The following is a 19,603-nucleotide window of genomic DNA, read 5'->3' as shown; positions in this document are numbered from 1 at the left end:
CCCACCCCGTACCGGCGGTCACGTTTTCCGGGCGCGCCCACGGGATCACCGGAGCGGTTGCTGGGCGTCGAGCGGTCGGAACGATAGAGTGTCGGACACCATTTCAGATGATGAATGCTTAGATTTTGATCGTTTGAGGATGTTCAATGAGCAGCCTTGGGGGAGGCGGCAGGTTTGGCCGGCGGCGAGTTCAAACTGAATCCGTGGGAACTGCAGGGCGAGGGGCGGGAGTTCGAGAGCCTCGCGGAGGAGTTCGGCAAGGCGACGGACAGCCTGAGCAAGGGTCTTGAGGCTCTGAAGGAGCCCTGGGGTGACGATGACATCGGCCAGTACTTCGGCACCGTCTACACGGGAGCACGTGACGGGATCGTCGACTCGATGAACCACCTGGCGGAGCAGCTCGGGAAGATCGGCGGGGGATTGCAGAGCATGGCTGCCTCGGCTGCTCAGACGGACGACGAAGTGGGCACGGGGATGGACCGGTTGGACAGTCGGCAGCAGGAGATCACCGAACGGATCGGCCGCTTGGACCGGCCGCGTCTCTGACGCCGTGTGTGCACCTGCCTCTTGCGGATGCACGGGTGGGGGCGAGCGCCGGGCGCGCTAGCTGAATCGATTCTTCGCGAACGGGGGAGGTTTTCGCGTGTCCATCATGCTGCCGAGCGAGCTCGAATGGGTCCTGCAGATCCTGGGCTACAACTGGCCTCACGCCGACGAGGACAAGCTGCGGGAAGCCGCGCAGGTATGGCGCGAGTTCGGTCAGGAGATCGACCGGATCCGCGAGCGCGGCAGCAGCTCGGCGCAGCGTGTCACCAGCGACAACTCGGGCGAGGCGATCGACGGCTTCGTCGAGATGTGGCGCAGGTTCGACGGCGGTGGCGGCTACCTGCACGAAGCCAAGGAGGCCGCCGAACTGATGGCCTTCGCCCTGGAGGCCGCCGCGATCGCGGCCGAGGTCGCCAAGATCGCGGTGATCGCGCAGCTCGTCATGCTGGCGGTCGAGATCATCTCCGCCCAGGCCGCGGCGCCGTTCAGCTTCGGCCTGTCGGAGGTCGGCGCGCTGGGTGCCACCCAGGCGACCAGGCTCATCGTCAGAAGGATCCTGACGGAGCTGCGCCACAAGCTGGTCGAGACGCTGAAGCAGACCCTGAAGCAGTCGGCGATCCAGGCTCTGGAAGCCATGGTCAGCGACTTCATCAAGCAGGGCGTCAAGATGGAGTTCGGAGCCCAGCAGGGCTTCAACGTCGGCGAGTTGGCCAAGACCGGCGTCGACTCCGTGAAACAGAGCGTCAAGGACCTGCCCAACAGCCTCGCGACGGGCCTGCGGGACAACGTCGCCTCCGGCATGGCGGGCGCGGCCAAGCACCGGGCGACGGGTGGCGGCTCGCACGAGTCCCCATCGGCCCATGTACCTCATGAGTCCCATGAGTCGGGCTTGCCGCAGGGGTCCCACGAGTCATCGGGCTCTCACGAACCGGGATCGTCCGGCCCGCGTGAGTCGGGTGAGTCGTACACGACTGGCAGTGGCGGCGGCAGCGGTAGCAGCGGCCATGGTGGACCGTCTGCCGGGGTGGGTACGCGGTCCGACGGCGTCGCCGGCGGAGGCGGCTCCGACGAGGGCGGGCAGCACACCGGTGGGGGCTCCTCGGGCGCACACGACAGCGCCTCCGGTGCGGGATCCGGCAGCGGGGCCGACCACGCCGGCGGTGCCTCGCGCCCTCGTACGGACCGGGGCCCCGCACTGGACCCGTTCGGCACCCGGCTCACCGGCGACGGCGACAGCGTCCCAGCCGCCTCGCACCACGACGAGGCCGGGGCCCGGCCGACCCGCGCGAGCGAGACACCCTCATCGGCCCCGGCACACCACCCGGGCGAGCCGGCGGCGCACGGCACCGGGCCCGCAGAGCACGCCGGTAGCGCCGGAGGACCCTCCGCCGGCGTCAACCACTCCGACACCCCGGCACACGGCGCGTCGGAGCCGCCGCCGACCTCCGGCCGGCACGCCGAGGGACCCAGCCACGGAGACGCGCCTGCGGAGCACGGCAGCACCGGACCTTCGCCGGCGCCTTCGCCCGCGTCCTCGTCCGTGCCGAGTCACGGTCAGGTGCCCTCCGGACACGCGGGTTCGGAGCCTGCTCCGGCGCCCGGGCACCACGGCGAAGCACCTGGGCACGCGGGGGCGGAGCAGCCGTCCGCGCCGACGCATCACGGAGGCGAACCCCAGCGCTCAGGGCCGGAGCACCCGTCCGCGCCCGCCCACCACGGAGACGAACCCGCCCGGCACGCCGCACCGGCCGAGCGCGGCGGCTCGGAGCCGTCCCCGGCCACGGGCCACCGCACGGACGCAACGGTGCACAGCACCGAACCGCCCGCCCAGCACCCGGGCGGTGGCCAGACCTCCGCCCCGGGCCATGAGCACGGCGGTGCGCAGCGGCAGGACGAGTCGGGGCGTCCCGGGACCGAACCTGCTGGGACGGCAGGCCACCCGGCCCAGCCAGCCGAGCACGGCGGCGCGCAGCGGCAGGACGAGGCGGGGCGTCCCGGGACCGAACCTGCTGGGACGGCAGGCCACCCGGCCCAGCCGGCCGAGCACGGCGGCGCGCAGCGGCAGGACGAGGCGGGCCGGCACACGTCCGACCCGGCCGCCGACCCGCGCCGCGTATCCGACTCCGAGCCGGGCCACGCCGGGACCGGGCCGGAGAACACCACGACGTCCGCACCCGGACACGCCGCACCGGAGCACTCGGCCGACGGCCCCAGCGCGCCCACGCAGTCGGGCGCCGCGCCGCGGCCCGCGCACCCCGGAAGCGTGCCGCTCGGCCCCGTGCGCCCGCACGGGGGAGCAGAGGAGCCGGCAAGCCGTCCGGGGGGCGGTATATCCAGCCCCGAACGGCCCGACGGCCGGAACGAGGGCGGGCCGGCCCGTCTGGAGGCGGACTCCGCAGGCACCGCGACCCTTCCCCGCCCGTCCGTCGCCGAACCGCCGGCGGCACACGGCCCGGACGGTACGGCGTCCCACCCGGACGTCTCCGCGCCCCCGGCCGCGCCCCCCGGCATGCCGTCGATGGCCGCTCCCGTCGGCGGTGGCACCGGTGGAGCCGGTGGAGCCGCGCACGCGGGTACGTCAGGTGGAGCGGGCCGGGTCTCGACTCCGATCACGACGGGCCCGGTGCGCTCGTCCCACACCCCGTCAGCCGATTCACCGTCGACCGCTCGTCGTCCGGAAGCGGCGGGCGGCAGCCGGCCGCAGGAGCCCGTGCGTCTCGGGCAGAGCCGTCCCAGCCGTCCTGCGACACCGGCCGGCCAGGCCCCTTCGGCGCACCATCCCGCCGAGCCCCGGCCCACCCGGCCTCCGGTGGAGACGGGCCCGGTGCGCCGACCTGGCGCGCCGTCCGCCGAGCCGCCCGCGAACCGGCACCCGGCCGAGCCGAAGCCGAGCGGGCCCGCACCCGCCAAGGCCCCCACCGACAAGGCCGCTGGGCACACCGGGCCAGGCTCGCGCGCTCCGGAGCACTCCGTCCCGGGCCAGCGCACGCCGGATCACCAGGCCGCCGAGCACCAGCCGGCCGACCACCGCGCTCCCGAGCACCACACCGCCGACGACAACACGGCAACGCACCACCACAACGAGGACGGCGCAACCGCGCACAACCCGCACGAGCCGACGGAAGGGCACCACCCCCTCCCCGAGCACCCCCTCGCCGAGAGCCGTCCGCACGACGTCCCCGGCGGGCTGCAGCGGGTCGACCCGCACCACCAGCAGGACTTGGAGAGCCGCGTCCCGCGCAACCCGGACGGCACCCCGCAGCGTCACCCGGACCCGAACGGCGACTGGCCCGGCGCGATCAACGGTCCCGGGCACCGCGAGCCCGGCCGCAACAACAACTGCCTGGACGTCGCACTCTCCACCGCCGACACCTACAACGGCCACCCCACCGCGGCCGCCGCCCGCAGCCACGACGGCACCCACGAGGGCGAGCACGGTGGTCGCGACCGTGCCGAGCAGCAGCTGGGCGCCAAGTTCCGCGACCTCGGCAACGGCGAACACGCCTACCGCAACCTGGAGGACCAGCTCCGCGGGGCCGGGCACGGCTCACAGGCCGTCATCATCACCCAGGACGCCCACGGCCGCGCCCACGCCTGGAACGCGGTCAACCACCACGGCAAGATCACCTACCTCGACAACCAGACCGGTGCCCGCAGCCCCCACCCCATCCACGACGGCAAACACGGCGTCTGGGCCATCCCCCTTAACGCCGACCGGCACCCGCTCCCCGCCCACCACGAACCGTCGCCTCAGCTGTCCGAGCACAGCCCTGAACGTCGCGCGCCCGCCGAGCCGGCCAGCCACCCGGTGCGAGGATCGGCAGAGTTCGACGAGAAGCAGGCCAAGGACCATCAGCACCTGGGGATGCTTCCCGAGGAGTCACAGGTGGCGCTCCGCGACTCCGAGGAGCGCCACGTTTCCCAGATGGATCTCGAGAAGGCATACCATGCCCTCGACGAGTGGGAGCGCGACGGCGACCTGGGAAAGCTGCTCGATGACGCGGCGCTGCGGGGTCGTGAAGCCGACCCGAAGAACAATCATGTTCCCCGGGGCTTCTCTCACTCTGATCTCAAGAAGGCGCTGCCCGGATTTGACGAGATGCCTTCGGCTGAGCGATGTGCCATTGTCGCCGTGCTCGGACGTATGAGTCTCGGATTTCATCGTGGCAACGCTGTAAATCATGTCCTGGGTGATGCCGACCATTACGTAGTCGATGAATCCGGAGCCAAGCCCGAGAAGGGTGAATCCTGGGGCGTGCACTACCATGCCCGCGCGGACATGCGTGGTGGTCTTGCCGGCAAGAAGCCGGATCCGGCCCGTGCCACCTTCAATCACCTTGAGGAGACTTACGGCGCGGATACGGAGGGGAAGTCTTACGCCCAGCACGTACGGGAGACGGACGGCAGGAATGAGCATCGTCCGGACTTCACGGGTCGCAACTTCGCCGTTCTCGAGGTCTATGACCCGGTATCGAAGGAGACGCACTATGTCGTGGATTCTTCGATTCCCCAGGGAAACGCCAACCAGAACCACTCGGAACCGCATATCGGAAACTACTTTGATGCGGTGAACAAGCAGCGGATCGAGGCCGGACTGCCGGAGCTCGACCCAGTTCATCTCTACACCGAACGCGAGCCTTGTGGTGCGACATCCGGATCTCTGACAAAATCAGACTGCTCTCACTATATCGTCAATTCAGAATCTCTTTCTCATATCCCGGTCAGCTATGGCGTGGGATTTCGGAGAGGGCAGCTGGCGTCGGATCCGGTGGGTGAGTCGCTCGGTAAGAGAAAGGTGCAGACGGAACTGTCCGCACAGTTCAAGGAGCACCTGTCCCGCATCGGAGACTTGTGGATGAGGGCTTCGGCCAAGCGTCAGGGGATTTTGTTGGACACGGAGTCGTAGGCTGTGGCTATGACAGACGGAGGGGCACTGGACGGATGGGTCAGTATCGATTGCACCGGGCTCAGTCTTGAGCAGGTCTCGGGCGCGGTGGCGGAAGTGGCCCCCAGCTGTTCGGGGTTGGTGCTGGAACATGTCGAGCTGGCAGGGCCGCTGATCAGCTCGACCGAGTGGCAGCGCATCGGGAGGTGGGTGCAGACGGTCGCCTGTACCCGTGCGGCTGCGCGCAAGCCGGTCGTCATCAAGAAGGGCGCGGCACAGCCGATCGGTGTTCCGGAGTCGGTGCACTACGAGCTGCCGGGGACATCAGGGCAGCGGATGGAGTTGTTGCTCGCTGCTGCTGCGGCGTTGGAGCTTCCCCGGTCGCCGTTTGAGGTGTGGCAGGCGGTGGTGGAGGCGCTGGTCGGGTCGCCGCTGCCCGGCGAGAGCCTCCGGCAGCTTGCAGCGGGCCACCCCGACCTGGCTGTCGACGACGAGGCCGGGTTGTTGGGCTTTCGGGATGCGATGGTGCACCGTGAGGTGCGTCGACGTTTTCCGTTGACGGAAGTACAGCAGTCCCGCGTGTTCGGCGCGTTGGTCGACCTGTACCGTGGCGGCATTGAGCCAGAGGGTGCGGTCGCGGAGTACCTGTCGGCGGCACTGCCCGTGCACGCGGCGCTCGCAGGCGAGCTGGCTCGGTGGCTGGAAGATCCGGATTTCCTGGTGACGGTGGGCTGGTACGGCCTGGGGCTCGGTCTGCTACTTGCCTACCCGGATGGTGTTCCTCTCGGTGGGGTGGCCGGAGTGGTGCATTACCTCCTTGGGCAGCATCTGGACCCGGCAAGTCAGGCGGAGTGGCTCAGCTGGTTGCACCATGGGCTGATGAGCCGGAGGATGACCGAGCTCGCCGGTGGGGTCACTGCTCGGACGACTCTGCCCTGGCGGACGGTCTGGTCCCACTGGCACTGGCCCGGTGTGGTGAGCCCCAGCGCCGAGGTGTGGCCGGGTGGGCGCCTCGGTATCGTCGAATGGGGTGAAGGCGCGGCGGTCGCCAGCTGGGCCGAGCCGTCAGATCGGCCCGACTGGGAGGGCTTCGGTGAAGAGGACGTCGTAGCCGTGTGGGACTTCCAGACCGGGCAGCCGCTCCAAGGTCCGGTGTCTCAGGGACAGTCGCAGGCAGGTGCTCGGCTCGGGACCGAGCACGGGGTGGTCAAGGCCCATGTCAGACGCGGACGCTGGTTCAATACGGTGGAACAGGCTCCGCTTGCAGGCCTGCCTGGGCCGATCAGTCTGTTGTCCGAAGCGATCCGTTGCCCGGACCCCGATGACGACAGGGCGCTGTGGGTCTTCGTCGGCCGGGTGGGCATCTTCGCAGCATTGGTGGACGAGGCGGCGGTCGCCGCGCTCCCGTCGGCCCGTCGCGGCAAGGAGATCGAGCCACTCACCGGACGGGGCCGGTGGGCGCCCCCGGAGCGGATCCCGCCGGGCGCCACGGTGACCCGGGAACTACTGGAGGAGGACTGGGCTTTCGGCCCGGGTGCCTGCCGTACGATCCCCCCGGAGCGGCTGCCTGAGGACGTGGTCCACGCCCCCACCGTTCGGTTCCTCACCGACGTAGGCTGGCCGGCAACCGAGTTGGCCAGCCTACGGCCGGCCGACCTTGCACTCGGGTCCCTGCAGCGGTGGGAGCACAGGCCAGGCTTCGTGGCCGGACTGGGGACCCTCCGAGGGAGGGTCCTGCTGCTGGACGGCAACGTTGGGCAGGTGTTTCTGGGCGGTGACGGGGGAGCGTTCGACGGTCCGCCGACGCCGGTCGCGGGTAGCCTGGCTGCGCTGCTGCACATCCTCCTGCTGTGGGACGCCGTGTCGGCCACGCCTGTGTTGGAAGGGGAGGACGACGCCCAAGACCTGCAGGATTCCATCGAGGGGTGGCTCCGGGAGATTGATCCGGCGCCGGTCGATCGGGGCTTCTGGGAGCTGGAGTTCGCGGAGATTTTCGGCAGCGACTACGAGTGAGACGTGGCGATGGTTCGCCCTGCCGATGCATGCGAGGACGAGTCTCGGAGTAGTCCGATGCTTGCTGCGGCGCCATGGCAGATACATAGCGAACTACCAGACATGGGAGAGCACATGTGCGCCTCGACTGCAGGACTCAGCCTCGGGCTGCCGGGCTCGCCGGTTCGGCAGTGCATGACCTGCCCGTGCTGATCGAGCAGCCCGAGTTCCTGGCCGCTGTCGGGCGGGCCGAGCTGCTCGCGGCCATGGCGCGGTGCTGGTCCGACGGCGTGCCCGTGGGAACGCCGGCCGAGGACATCCATCACCTGGAACGGCTGAGCGTCAGCCCCGCGGCCGACCGGCACGGCGAGTGGCTCTCCTGGCTGCATCTGTTGCTGGTCAGCCACGGGCGGGACGGGGACGCCGCCGCGCTTGTGGCGGCAGGGCCCCGTCTGCCTTGGCGCACCGTGTGGTCGCGGTGGGTCCCTCCCGGTGCCAGGGCGAACTGCCCGGCACCGGGAGGGATGGTGACGGTCCTCCGGGTGGTCGTGAGCCTCACGCCCGCCGAACTGCCGGAGCAGGCGCGGAAGCCGAGCCGCGCGTGGTCGGCGGCGTGCTTCGGCGTCGAGTCGCTGTGGTCGGCGGACGAATCCGCTCTTCCGAGCGGGTTGCGGCACGGTCCCTCCCGCAGGTTCCTGAGCGAGGTCGGCTTCCCGGTCCTGCGAAGCCCGCTGCTCAGGCTGAACTCCGAGGTCCTGGCGGCGTGGGGCCTGGGCGACGGATCCGCACCGTTGATCTGCACGTGGACGAGCGGGAGATCGAGCACCGGGGCGAGTACTGCGACGTCGTCGCCGAAGACGGGGAGGAACTCATCGCGGTGGACGGTGCCACCGGCAAGGTCTCCGTGTACAACCATTTCGACGTCGAGGGCTATTGCGGGGGCCCGGTCGCCTCGTCGATCGCCCAGTTCGCCGCGCTGCTGCGGATTTACTCGACCTACTACTACGACGCTACCCCTGCCGAACTCGCCGATGCGGAGCGTGCTCTGCGCGGCTGGGCACAGGAACATAGCGATGATGGGCGGACGGCAAGAGTCAAACCGTGCCGCGTGTCGGCCGGACGCTCCGCGGAAGGCCGCGGCGGTGGCGGCAGGCCGGGCGCTCGTGGGCGTGGCGCGGTGCCACTCGCTGGAGAATGAGCCGTGAATCGGATGATCCTGGAGACTCTGAAGTGACCGACTTGACCACCTATCAACCGCACCCGCACATCGGTGGCCGGGCTAACGTGCTCCGCGAGCTGGCGCGTTGGCGGGTCGGAGGTCCGGATGTGCCGAAGGTAGTGCTGCTGGCGGGTGGTCCGGGGAGCGGGCGGACGCACCTGCTCGCCGGGTTCCTGATGCTGTGTGATCCCGGCTACCGGGAGCGGATGGACACGGATGTCCTGGACCCGAGCACCGTGCCGCCCGCCGGGCTGCCCGCACCGCTGGTGTTCGGGGCTACCGGGTTGACCACGGCCCAGCTGCTCTGGGCAGTTGCCGACGCGCTGGGCATGGACGTCAACCGTACCGAGGACGTCTACCGACTGCTGGCGGATCCGCTGCCCGAGGGCATGGACACCATCCCGGTGGTCATACCCGACGTGGACCGGGCCGGAGTGCTGCGCGAGTTGGCGGAACCGGCGAAGGTCGCCGCAGAGGTGCTCCGGCCGCTGGCGCTGTCGCCCGGGCTGCGGCTGCTCGCCGACCTGCCGCGCGCCGAGGTGGAGCGGCTGGCGGCCGAGCTGGCCGAGGAACTGCCCGCCGGGCAGCTGCGGGTGATCGACCTCGATGCGGCGCCCTGGGCCGACGAACAGGGGCTGGCGCTGCAGGCCGAGATGATGCTGGACGACGCCATGTCTCCGCTCGCGCCCGAGCTCGCGCGCCGGGCGGGCAGCCCGCTGGTGGTCCGGCTGGCGGCGTGGTCGCTGCGGGTCACCCCGGACGCCGGGGCGCCTGCCGTGCTGCCGGCGAGTGTGGGTGACGTGCTCGACCTGCACGCCGAGCGATGTGGTGTGCAGGAGCTGATGCTGCGACGGCTGCTGGCGCCGCTCGCGCTCGCGGGAGAGGGCGCGACGCTGCCGCTCGACCTCTGGGCGGACCTCGCCTCCGCGGTCGCGGGCAAGGACCTCGCCACGGATCTGGCGGACGGCCAGATGCTGCTGACGCCGTTCTTCGACCTGGTCGGGAAGGAGGGGGAGCCGCCCGCCGTCGCCCTGGTGCATCCGGCGATCGCCGACGAGCTGCGCGAGCGCATGGGCGGGACGGTGCGCGAGGCCCAACGCCGCATCACCACGGCACTGCTGGCCACCCTGCCGTCCGACGGCCCGGAGCGCTGGACGGCTGCCGGGCCGTATGTACGGAAGCAGCTGATCGGGCACGCGCTGGAGGGCGGGATCCTGCCGGAGCTGCTGGCCGACCCCGGCTTCCTGCTGTACGCCGAGCAGGTGCCGCTGCGGGCGGCGGTCGAGCATCTCGCGGCCGCCGGGGCCGAGTTGCCGATGGCGGCCCGTACCTGGCTGCGGCTGGCGCCGCTGTTCACCCGCACCGCGGTCGGTCCGGTCCTGCGGGCCGCGCTGCTGGAGCACGCCTTCCGCCAGGACGGCCTGGCCGCACCGGAGTTCGGCATCGAACTGCCGTGGCGGACGCTGTGGGCCAAGCCGCTGCCCGGCGTCACCGCACTCACCGCCGGGCTCACCCCCGAGGGGGCGTCCATGCTCGTCGCCGGCGTGGGGGAGGAGAGCGCCGGACCGGTGGGGTTCGACGCGCACACGGGGGACGAGCTCGTGGTGGACGTCGAGCGAATGGTCCGCCCGTCCGACGAACAGCGCGCCGCGGCCGGGCTGATGCTCAGCGTCGGCGGCGACTACGTACGGGTCTGGCCGGTCGACGGTGAGAGCCCGCTCGCGGTCTTCCTCTCCTCCGGCCCGCTCGGCGGTGCGGACCTCACACCGGACGGGCTGCTGCTGCTGGCCGACGCCCGCGGCGTCAGCGCGCTGGCGCTCGCCGGGACCGGGCGGCCTCAGGCGGCTGCCGAGGCCGACGGGGCGGCGGCCGTCGAGACCGTGGTGTGAACCCAGCGATAACCTGACCTGCATCCGATGGCTTCGAAGGAGAACGACCGCGTGACGACCCGTGAGCAGGCGATCGAGGCGGCGCACCAGTGGATCAACGGTGGACGGCCCCAGGAGCAGTGGCGCCGCATCGCCGTGCACGAGTTCGACCTCGGCTGGGTGCTGTGGGCCGAGCAGCAGGCGGCGCCGGTCGACTCCGGCTCGGGGGAGCGCCGGGCACCGGCCGAGGTGGGCTCGGCGTGCGCGGTGGTCGACCGGACCACCGGTGAGCTGACCACCTGGCCCTCGGTGCCGGTGGAGGAGGTCGTACAGCTCTACCGGGACAAGCTCGGCGCGGGCTCGTACGACCCGGCGCGGCCTCCGGTGACCGGGCCCGGTTCGACCGCGGTGCTGACCTACCGGGATGCCCAGGGCGAGGAGCAGTACTTCTTCCAGTCCTCTGCGGCCGGTCACCCCCACCCCGACGTGCGCGCCTGGCGCGCGCTGCAGGCGCAGGGGGTGCGGGCGGAGGACGTGCTGGCCGTGCACACCGACCTGCGGCCGTGCGAACTGCCGGGCGGCTACTGCGCGGCGACGCTGCTCGCCGAGCTACCGGTGGCCTCGTTCTCCTACGCACAGGACTACGGTCCGCGCTACGACCGGCGGGCGGCCGGGGTGCGGGCGCTGGTCGAGCAGACCGAGAAGGTCTTCCAGGGGGCCGGACGGCCGGTGCCGCCGCGCCCCAACCGGGTGCCGTTCCCGCGCGGCGCGCAGGCTGCGGCACCCGAGGCGGACGAGGCGCTCGGCGCCCGGTTCGCCGCACAGTTCGGCCCGGACGGGGTATGGCGGTTCGGGGCGGACGAGGTGGCTCAGAGCCTGCTGCCCGAGGCCGCCGGCCGCACGTTGACGGTGGCGGGGCTTCCGGTCCGGGTTGAGCACTTCTTCACCGCCCACACCGGCCTGCCGACGGCGGCCGCGCAGCTGGCCGAGTCCGGTCGGGGTGCGCGGGTGTCCGACCAGGCACGGGCGGTCCTCGCCGAGTACGTGGTGCTGGGCGACGACGGCCACGCGCTGATCGCCGTCCAGTGCGGCGACGGCGGCACCGGTACGGGGTCGGGCGTCGGCCGGGTGTGGGCCGTCGACCCGGACAACGGGAGCGGCCGGTACGCCAACGCGGACGTGTCGGCCTACCTCCGCTGCCTGGCCCTGTTCGCCGTCCGCTGGCCCGCGCTGCGCGGGCTCGACGTGTTCGCCGCGGGGGCCGCCGTGGCCGCCCTGCAGCAGGAGCTGGCCGCGATCGACGGGACGGTCTTCAACGACCCGGAGAACTGGTGGGCGGTCGTCGTCGAGCAGCTCTGGGACGGGCTGCTGTAACGCCGTCCTCTGTAACGCCGTCCTCCCGAGGAGCCGTCAGGCCCGGTTGCCCGGGGCCGTCCCGCTCTCGCGCGTGGCGGCCCCGCTCTCCGACAGCTTCCGGGCCCGCTCCTCGGACGCGCGGCGTTCCTCCGGCGTCATCCGCTCGGCGGCGTCACGGATCTGGGAGAGCCGGTCGCCGATGGCGTCGAGGTAGTGGCTGGACCGGACGGCGTCCCGCATGCTCATCCGGCCGCTCAGCACCTCCTTGGCCATCTCCTGCAGCTGGGGGCCGACGGACGGTGAACCGGCCATGCTCCGCAGGGCCCGGTGGAGGGAGGCCGCCTGCTCGGGGTCCTCGGCGACATCCAGCAGTTCGTCGTCCGTGATCTCGTACTCCGCGCCCATCCCTGGCGCTCCTTCCCCCGGTTGCGCGCCTCGGCCGGCCTCGCGGCCCTGCTCCGGCGTTGACCTTCCGATCATAGGCGCGGGAGGCCGGACGGGTCGCGGCCCTGTCGGAGACCGCCTCCGAAGACACACCCGGAAGCCGTCCCGAGGAGACCGACCCGAGGAAGCTCCCGGGAGCCGTCCCGACGAGACCGTCCCGAGGAAGCTCCCGGGCCCCGGGTTCAGCCGGTCGAGCGGAAGCCGTCCAGGATGCGCTGGGCGGCCAGCGTCGCGGTCAGCGTGCCATCGCGGACCTGCTGCTCCAACTGCGGTGCGAGGCGACGCACTTCGGGGTGTTCGCGGAGTTGGGAGAGCAGCTGGTCGTGGACCATCGCCCAGGTCCAGTCGACTTGCTGGTCGCGCCGCTTGGCGGCCAGCGCTCCGGTGGTGTCCATCAGCCGGCGGTGCTGCTGGAGGCGGTCCCAGAGGGTGTCCAGGCCGCCGCCGTCCAGACCGCTGCAGGTGAGCACCGGCGGGCTCCAGGCCGCGTCCGGCGCCTGGAGCAGGCGCAGCGCACCCGCCAACTCCCGTGCGGCGGCCCGGGCGTCGCGCTCGTGCGGACCGTCCGCCTTGTTGACGGCGACCAGGTCGGCGAGCTCCAGGACGCCCTTCTTGATGCCCTGCAGCTGGTCGCCGGTGCGGGCCAGGGTGAGCAGCAGGAAGGAGTCGACCATGTTCGCCACCGTGGTCTCCGACTGGCCCACGCCGACCGTCTCGACCAGTACCACGTCGTAGCCGGCGGCCTCCATCACCACCATGGACTCGCGGGTGGCCCTCGCCACGCCGCCGAGCGTGCCGGAGGTGGGGGAGGGCCGGACGAAGGCATCGGGATCGGTGGAGAGCTTCTCCATCCGGGTCTTGTCGCCGAGGATGGAGCCGCCGGTGCGGCTGGAGGTCGGGTCGACGGCGAGCACCGCGACCCGGTGGCCCCGGCCGGTGAGCATGGTGCCGAGCGCTTCGATGAAGGTCGACTTGCCGACTCCCGGCACACCGGTGATGCCGACCCGCACCGCACCGCCGGAGTGCGGCAGCAGCTCGACCAGCAGCCGCTGGGCGAGCTCGCGGTGGTCGGGCCGGGTGGACTCGACAAGGGTGATGGCCCGCGCGATCCAGGCGCGCGAGCCGTCGAGCACACCCTGCCGGTACTGGTCGAGGTCGATCGTCCGAGGCGGCATCTCTTCAGCGGCTCACAGTTCCTTCAGAGGCTCACAGTTCGTGGCCGAGGTCGGCGGCGAGCGACTTCAGCAGGTCGTACGCCGCGTCCGGAATCACCGTGCCGGGCGGGAAGACCGCCGCGGCACCGGCCTGGTGGAGGGCGTCGAAGTCCTGCGGCGGGATGACGCCGCCGACCACGATGGTGATGTCCTCCCGGCCGGCCTCGGCGAGTTCGGCGCGCAGCGCCGGCACCAGGGTGAGATGTCCGGCGGCCAGCGAGGAGACGCCGACGATGTGCACGTCGGCCTCGACCGCCTGGCGGGCGACCTCGCCCGGCGTCTGGAAGAGCGGGCCGACGTCCACGGTGAAGCCGAGGTCGGCGAAGGCGGTGGCGATCACCTTCTGGCCGCGGTCGTGCCCGTCCTGGCCCATCTTGGCGACCAGGATGCGCGGACGGCGGCCCTCGGCCTCCTCGAACTTCTCGACCAGTTCCCGGGTGCGCTGCACACCCTCCGAAGGTCCTGCCTCGTCTCGGTACACACCGGAGATGGTACGGATCTGGCCGGAGTGCCGTCCGTACACCTTCTCCAGGGCGTCGGAGATCTCGCCGACGGTGGCCTTGGCGCGGGCGGCGTTCACCGCCAGCGCGAGCAGGTTGCCGTCCAGCGAGGAGCCCTGCGGGCCGGCCTCGGCAGCGGCGGTGAGCGCCCGCAGCGCGTCCTGGCAGACGGCCTCGTCGCGCTCGGCGCGCAGCCGGCGGAGCTTGTCGATCTGCTGGGCGCGCACCGAGGAGTTGTCGACCTTGAGCACGTCGATCTGCTCGTCGCTGGCCACCCGGTACTTGTTGACGCCGATCACCGGCTGGCGGCCGGAGTCGATCCGCGCCTGGGTACGGGCGGCGGCCTCCTCCACGCGCAGCTTGGGGATGCCCGCGTCGATGGCCTTGGCCATGCCGCCGGCCGCCTCGACCTCCTGGATGTGCTGCCAGGCGCGGCGGGCCAGGTCGTGGGTGAGCTTCTCGACGTAGGCGCTGCCGCCCCAGGGGTCGATCACCCGGCAGGTGCCGGACTCCTGCTGGAGCAGCAACTGGGTGTTGCGGGCGATCCGGGCGGAGAAGTCGGTCGGCAGGGCGAGGGCCTCGTCCAGGGCGTTGGTGTGCAGCGACTGGGTGTGGCCCTGGGTCGCGGCCATCGCCTCCACGCAGGTGCGGGTGACGTTGTTGAACACGTCCTGCGCGGTGAGCGACCAGCCCGAGGTCTGCGAATGGGTGCGCAGCGACAGCGACTTGGTGTTCTTGGGGTCGAACTGCTTGACCAGCTTCGCCCACAGCAGCCGGGCGGCGCGCAGCTTGGCGATCTCCATGAAGAAGTTCATGCCGATCGCCCAGAAGAACGACAGCCGGGGCGCGAAGGCGTCCACGTCCAGGCCCGCACCGAGTCCGGCCCGCAGGTACTCCACGCCGTCGGCCAGGGTGTAGGCCAGCTCCAGGTCGGCGGTGGCCCCGGCCTCCTGGATGTGGTAGCCGGAGATGGAGATCGAGTTGTAGCGGGGCATCTTCTGCGAGGCGTACGCGAAGATGTCCGAGATGATCCGCATCGACGGCTGCGGCGGGTAGATGTAGGTGTTGCGGACCATGAACTCCTTGAGGATGTCGTTCTGGATGGTCCCCGCCAGCTTCTCGGGCGGCACCCCCTGCTCCTCGGCCGCCACGATGTACAGCGCCAGTACGGGCAGCACGGCGCCGTTCATGGTCATCGACACCGACATCCGGTCCAGCGGGATGCCGTCGAAGAGCTGTCGCATGTCGTAGATGGAGTCGATCGCCACACCCGCCATGCCGACGTCGCCGGTCACCCGGGGGTGGTCGCTGTCGTAGCCGCGGTGGGTCGGCAGGTCGAAGGCGACCGAGAGGCCCTTCTGGCCCGCCGCCAGGTTGCGCCGGTAGAAGGCGTTGGACTCCTCGGCGGTGGAGAAGCCCGCGTACTGGCGGATCGTCCAGGGCTGGTTGACGTACATCGTCGGGTACGGGCCGCGCAGGTAGGGCGCGATGCCCGGGTAGGTGCCGAGGAAGTCCAGGCCCGCCAGGTCCTCGGCGGTGTACAGCGGCTTGACGTCGATGCCCTCCGGGGTCTCCCAGACCAGCTCCTCGACGTCCTTGCCGGTGGCCTGCTGCCAGGTGGACCGCCACTGCTCGCCGGTGGCCCGGGCGCCGAGCTCCCCGTCCAGCCCGATGGTGGTGAAGTCGGGGATCATCACGCCACTCCGATCTCGTTCAGCAGGGAGGAGAGCAGGGCCACCGCGTCGCAGCCCGCGAAGACGAACTCGTCCACTCCCGCTCGCTGGTACGCCTCGCCCAGTTCGCCCGGACGGCCCGCCAGCAGCACCTTGGCGGCACCGGCCGCCTTCAGGGCCGCGGCGACCGCCTCGGCGTGCTCCTCGTACACCTTGTCGCCGGAGCAGAGGCAGGCGACGGTGGCGCCGCTCGCGGCGAAGGCCCCGCCCAGTGCGGCCGGCTCCAGGCCCTCGGCGGTCACGGTCTCGATGCCGCCCGCCTGGAACAGGTTGGCCGCGAAGGTCGAGCGGGCCGTGTGCACGGCGGCGGTGCCGAGTGCGGCCAGGAACAGCCTGGGGCGGGCGCCGGTGGCGGCCAGGTGTGCGTCGGAGCGGGCGCGCAGCGCCTCGTACGCCTCCGCGCGGCGGACCCGGGGCAGGCCGCCGCCGAGCGGGGCGGGCGCGGCCTCGCGCACCAGCGGTTGCTCGCCGAGGTTGGGGAACTCACTGACGCCGGTGACGGGTTCGCGGCGCTTGGCGAGGGCCACCGAGCGCTCGGCCCAGGTCCCGGCGATCCGCTCGCCGACCAGCCCGGCGGTGAGTGCGGCCCGCTGGCCGCCGGCCCGCTCGATCTCCTGGAAGTGCTCCCAGGCGGCGTGCGCCAGCTCGTCGGTGAGCCGCTCGACGTACCAGGAGCCGCCGGCCGGGTCGACCACCCTGGCCAGGTGGGACTCCTCCAGCAGGATCGACTGGGTGTTGCGGGCGATCCGGCGGGCGAAGGCGTCCGGCAGGCCGACGGCCTCGTCGAACGGCAGCACGGTGACGGCGTCCGCGCCGCCGACGCCCGCAGCCAGGCAGGCGACCGTGGTGCGCAGCATGTTCACCCACGGGTCGCGCTCGGTCATCATCACGCTGGAGGTCACCGCGTGCTGGCGCTGGGCGGCGGCCTCGGCGGTGATCCCGGAGACCTGGGCCACCCGGGCCCAGATCCGGCGGGCGGCGCGGAACTTGGCGATGGTCAGGAACTGGTCCTCGGTGGCCGCGTAGCGGAACTCCAGCTGGCCGGCGGCCGCGTCCGCGGTGAGTCCGGCGGCGGTCAGTTCGCGCAGGTAGGCGACGCCGGTGGCCAGCGCGCAGCCGAGCTCCTGGGCGGCCGAGGCGCCGGCGTCGTGGTAGACGAGCGCATCGACGGTGAGCGCGCGGACGCCGGGGTACGTGCCCTCGCACTGTGCGGCGAGAGCGGCGGTGTCGGCGAGCAGTGCATCGGTGCGGGAGTCGTCACCGGTACGGGCGAGCAGGCCCAGCGGGTCGGCGCCCAGATTGCCCGAGGCGGCCTCGGCGAGTACCCCGTTCTCCGCGAGCAGGGCGAAGAACTGCTCGGCGGCGGCCCGGAATTCCGCACCCGCGTCGAGGGTCACCGAGGCGAGGTCCAGATAGACGCCCCGCAGCGCGGCGGGCAGCACGGAGACCGGCAGCCCGGCCTCGCCGAGCACCAGCCAGAGCGAGGTGACGCCGTTCTCCAGGTCCGCGAGCACCGCCTCGTTCGACCGTGCGGCGTCCGGGTCGGCGTGGCGCTGCCGGACGTCCCACCCGGAGACGGCCGAGCCCTGCGGGCGGCCGCCGCGGACGAAGGGCGGGAAGCCCGGGAACCCGGCGTCGGCCGGGGCGTCCTCGGCGGTGTACAGCGGACGGGCGCGCAGGCCGTCCTGGAGCTGGGTGGTGAGGGAGTCCTCGGCCTGTGCGCCGGCCACGTCCTGCGCACCCGACTTGCGGAGAACGCCTTCGACCAGGCGCTGCCACTGCTCACGGGTCGCGTCCGGGAACTCGGCGGCCAGAGGGAGCCCTTCGGGCGGGACCGTCGTCATGAGGGCAGGTTAGTGCCCGTCAACGGGACGGCATCAGCCCCCTGGAGTGTGACGTTTCCCTCTCTGCACCCCAGGCCCCGCGGAGTGCCGCGGAGCCCGGTCGCGGCTGGTCGCGGAACTGCCGGAACCCGCCCGGCCGGTGGCCTCGCAGGCGTGCAGCACGGCGGCCGAGGCTCCCGTCCGGGCAGCGCCCGAAGCATGGGGACCGGGCGGCAGTCGGGGGCGGCTAGGGGTGGCGGACCGCCGGGTCAGGTGGTCTTGTGGCCGGTGACCGGCATCAGCTCGACCGTGCTCGCGATGTCGGCGTGCCCGACGGCCGGCTGCGCGCGGTCGGCCGCGACCAGTCGGCTGATCAGGTCGTCGGCTGGCGTCGCGCTCCTCGACGGTGGCCAACTGGGTGACGCACCAGTCGAGTTCGTGGTGTGCCCGGCCCCGCGACATCCGAGATCGAGGCCGAGGTGGGGCCGCCTCGAAGCCCTACTGGAAACCTCCGTCTCGGCCGCCTCGATCGACGACGACAGCACTTCCGGGTGGCCCTCCGCCCTTGCTCCCTGATCGCCGGGCGGGCCCCCGACCACGGGACCGGCCCCGAAACCGGGCAAGGCCACCGGAACTCCTCGACATCCGGACGGCGAACTCGGCGCCTTCGACTGATGCGTACGACCGGGCTCGTTCGGAGCAGGACTTGCTACTCAGCGCGTGCGGGCGCGAAATGCGGCTTGCACGCGGGCAGGAACATCAGCACGGCCGCTCCGACCGCCAGTGCGGTGGGGACGCCCTGCCTCATGATCGACCAGTCGAAGCCGTTCATGCCCGTGTCGGCGAGCAGGGAGAGCGAACCGATCGCCCCGAGGACGGCGAGCACGATGCGGGCCCAGTTCCGGCCCTGACGCATCCTGAGCGCGAAGAACAGCCACAGTGCGTCGGTCAGCAGCAGGAACCCGGCAGAAAGGGCGAGTTGCAGGGCCGCCCCCTGCGTTCCCAGCGTGCTGCGCAATTCGTCAAATCCGGTGGGAGGGATGACGAACACGTCGAGCAGCCAGGTGGCGGCCTCGACGGCCATCGCGGCGAGCGAGATCCTGAAGGCTGTTCGCACTTCCCTCGGGCACCACCCGGCCCGGCCCGCGTCCTTGCTGATCACCCGTTCTCCTCGTTCAGTGGAATGGCAGCGGACTCCCGTTCGGGACACCGCCCGACCACAGCGGCGGTGTCGCGGAACGGGAACGGAACCGAGACCTCCGTGGTTCCGCAACCCACAACCCGCCATGCCGTGCAGGTTGGTGCTTCTCTCCAGACACAGACGATCAACTCGGCGGCCGGGTTGCACATTTGCGGCGACAAGGCCGACTCCACCGGCTCAAGGAGAGATCGGCCGAACACCCGAGCGTCGACACCGTTCCGGACCTCCGCGTGGGTTGTCCGCGTGCGCCGGGCCGTGACAGTACGGAGCCGCCGCCGGCCTTCGCCGGGCCTCGGACAGCCCCAACGGCTCAGCGCGGAGGACGGGTCCACGCCGCCTGGTATGCCCCGGGGACTCGACGTTTGCCCGGGAGCTTCGATGGGGGTAGTGTTGTCGGGTCGCTCGGCAGGGAGCACCGGACACGCATCGGCGCGGACGGTCCCGGGGCGGCCAATCCTCTGAAACGCCACTTCTTCTGTTCGGGCTGGGTCGTGCCTTGTCGCGGCTCGGTGCGAATTGTTGTGTGTTTTTCTGGATTGCGGCCGGGATTCGCTTCGTGGAGCGGGGATCGGCTAAGGTTTGAAACGTCGGACGGGCCGTCAGGCCGGGTCCGGTGAAAAGCCTCCTGAAAGCCGGGAAGCGTGAAAGACGAGTCAGAGGGATCTGATAGAGTCGGAAGCGCCGAAAGGTCGAAGGAAAGCAAATCGGATGAGTGAGGCTCTGGAAAACGGAGCGGAAAACATCTGATAAGCTGGAAATGCGAAAGAACGAAGCGCCCGGAGGTTCCGCTGGAAGGCGGTCCGAAGGAAGCGTCCGTTCCTT

The 19,603-nt window shown here is 71.4% G+C and carries 12 protein-coding genes and 1 pseudogene; 7 read left to right on the top strand and 6 right to left on the bottom strand.

Annotated features, from left to right (window positions below):
- Window positions 1–156: 156 nt before the first annotated feature.
- Complete coding sequence (locus tag ABD369_RS36375) at window positions 157–546, top strand: hypothetical protein (protein ID WP_344640926.1); 390 nt, start codon at window positions 157–159, stop codon at window positions 544–546.
- A 106-nt stretch (window positions 547–652) separates the two neighbouring features.
- Window positions 653–1,027: pseudogene (locus tag ABD369_RS41575) on the top strand (WXG100-like domain-containing protein); the annotation flags it as partial.
- A gap of 1,200 nt (window positions 1,028–2,227) precedes the next feature.
- Here ABD369_RS41575 and ABD369_RS36365 read toward each other — a convergent pair.
- Window positions 2,228–2,683: a hypothetical protein gene (locus tag ABD369_RS36365; RefSeq protein ID WP_344640924.1), complete on the bottom strand. Its 456-nt coding sequence runs from the start codon at window positions 2,681–2,683 to the stop codon at window positions 2,228–2,230.
- A 672-nt stretch (window positions 2,684–3,355) separates the two neighbouring features.
- Here ABD369_RS36365 and ABD369_RS36360 point away from each other — a divergent pair.
- The 5 genes from ABD369_RS36360 (at window position 3,356) to ABD369_RS36340 (ending at window position 11,884) form a co-directional block, all read left to right on the top strand.
- The gene (locus tag ABD369_RS36360; protein WP_344640923.1) at window positions 3,356–5,452 is read left to right on the top strand and encodes a toxin glutamine deamidase domain-containing protein; all 2,097 of its coding nucleotides are present in this window, start codon (window positions 3,356–3,358) and stop codon (window positions 5,450–5,452) included.
- A gap of 9 nt (window positions 5,453–5,461) precedes the next feature.
- Entirely contained in the window at window positions 5,462–7,444 is a 1,983-nt protein-coding gene (locus ABD369_RS36355; RefSeq protein ID WP_344640922.1) for an SUKH-4 family immunity protein, read from the top strand.
- A 781-nt stretch (window positions 7,445–8,225) separates the two neighbouring features.
- Window positions 8,226–8,621, top strand: coding sequence for a hypothetical protein (locus ABD369_RS36350; protein WP_344640921.1), 396 nt, complete (start codon window positions 8,226–8,228; stop codon window positions 8,619–8,621).
- A gap of 128 nt (window positions 8,622–8,749) precedes the next feature.
- Window positions 8,750–10,531, top strand: coding sequence for an ATP-binding protein (locus ABD369_RS36345; protein WP_344640920.1), 1,782 nt, complete (start codon window positions 8,750–8,752; stop codon window positions 10,529–10,531).
- Between the two features lie 51 nt (window positions 10,532–10,582).
- A complete protein-coding gene (locus tag ABD369_RS36340; RefSeq protein ID WP_344640919.1) occupies window positions 10,583–11,884 on the top strand; it encodes an SUKH-4 family immunity protein in 1,302 nt (433 codons plus the stop codon).
- A 36-nt stretch (window positions 11,885–11,920) separates the two neighbouring features.
- Here the strand turns inward: ABD369_RS36340 and ABD369_RS36335 are convergent, their stop codons facing one another.
- From ABD369_RS36335 to ABD369_RS36315, 5 genes are all read right to left on the bottom strand, one after another.
- A complete protein-coding gene (locus ABD369_RS36335) occupies window positions 11,921–12,271 on the bottom strand; it encodes a hypothetical protein (protein ID WP_344640918.1) in 351 nt (116 codons plus the stop codon).
- Window positions 12,272–12,492: 221 nt separating this feature from the next.
- Window positions 12,493–13,485 carry a methylmalonyl Co-A mutase-associated GTPase MeaB gene (gene meaB, locus ABD369_RS36330; RefSeq protein ID WP_344640917.1) on the bottom strand — a complete coding sequence of 331 codons (993 nt, stop codon included), beginning with the start codon at window positions 13,483–13,485 and terminating at the stop codon, window positions 12,493–12,495.
- Window positions 13,486–13,516: 31 nt separating this feature from the next.
- The gene (scpA, locus tag ABD369_RS36325) at window positions 13,517–15,718 is read right to left on the bottom strand and encodes a methylmalonyl-CoA mutase (RefSeq protein WP_344640916.1); all 2,202 of its coding nucleotides are present in this window, start codon (window positions 15,716–15,718) and stop codon (window positions 13,517–13,519) included.
- Window positions 15,718–17,601, bottom strand: coding sequence for a methylmalonyl-CoA mutase small subunit (mutA, locus tag ABD369_RS36320; RefSeq protein ID WP_344640915.1), 1,884 nt, complete (start codon window positions 17,599–17,601; stop codon window positions 15,718–15,720). Before mutA ends, scpA begins: the two co-directional genes overlap by 1 nt.
- A 688-nt stretch (window positions 17,602–18,289) precedes the next feature.
- Window positions 18,290–18,742 carry a hypothetical protein gene (locus ABD369_RS36315; protein ID WP_344640914.1) on the bottom strand — a complete coding sequence of 151 codons (453 nt, stop codon included), beginning with the start codon at window positions 18,740–18,742 and terminating at the stop codon, window positions 18,290–18,292.
- Window positions 18,743–19,603: the final 861 nt, after the last annotated feature.

Origin of the sequence: Kitasatospora cystarginea (assembly GCF_039533515.1) — a bacterium.
Lineage (GTDB): Bacteria > Actinomycetota > Actinomycetes > Streptomycetales > Streptomycetaceae > Kitasatospora > Kitasatospora cystarginea.
This window is presented reverse-complemented; position numbering and strand designations above follow the sequence as displayed.

Excerpts from the sequence above, each read along its gene's own strand:
- ABD369_RS36355 (WP_344640922.1), top strand. The coding sequence starts at position 5,462 with ATGACAGACGGAGGGGCACTGGACGGATGGGTCAGTATCGATTGCACC.
- ABD369_RS36335 (WP_344640918.1), bottom strand. The coding sequence starts at position 12,271 with ATGGGCGCGGAGTACGAGATCACGGACGACGAACTGCTGGATGTCGCC.
- meaB (WP_344640917.1), bottom strand. The coding sequence starts at position 13,485 with ATGCCGCCTCGGACGATCGACCTCGACCAGTACCGGCAGGGTGTGCTC.
- scpA (WP_344640916.1), bottom strand. The coding sequence starts at position 15,718 with ATGATCCCCGACTTCACCACCATCGGGCTGGACGGGGAGCTCGGCGCC.
- mutA (WP_344640915.1), bottom strand. The coding sequence starts at position 17,601 with ATGACGACGGTCCCGCCCGAAGGGCTCCCTCTGGCCGCCGAGTTCCCG.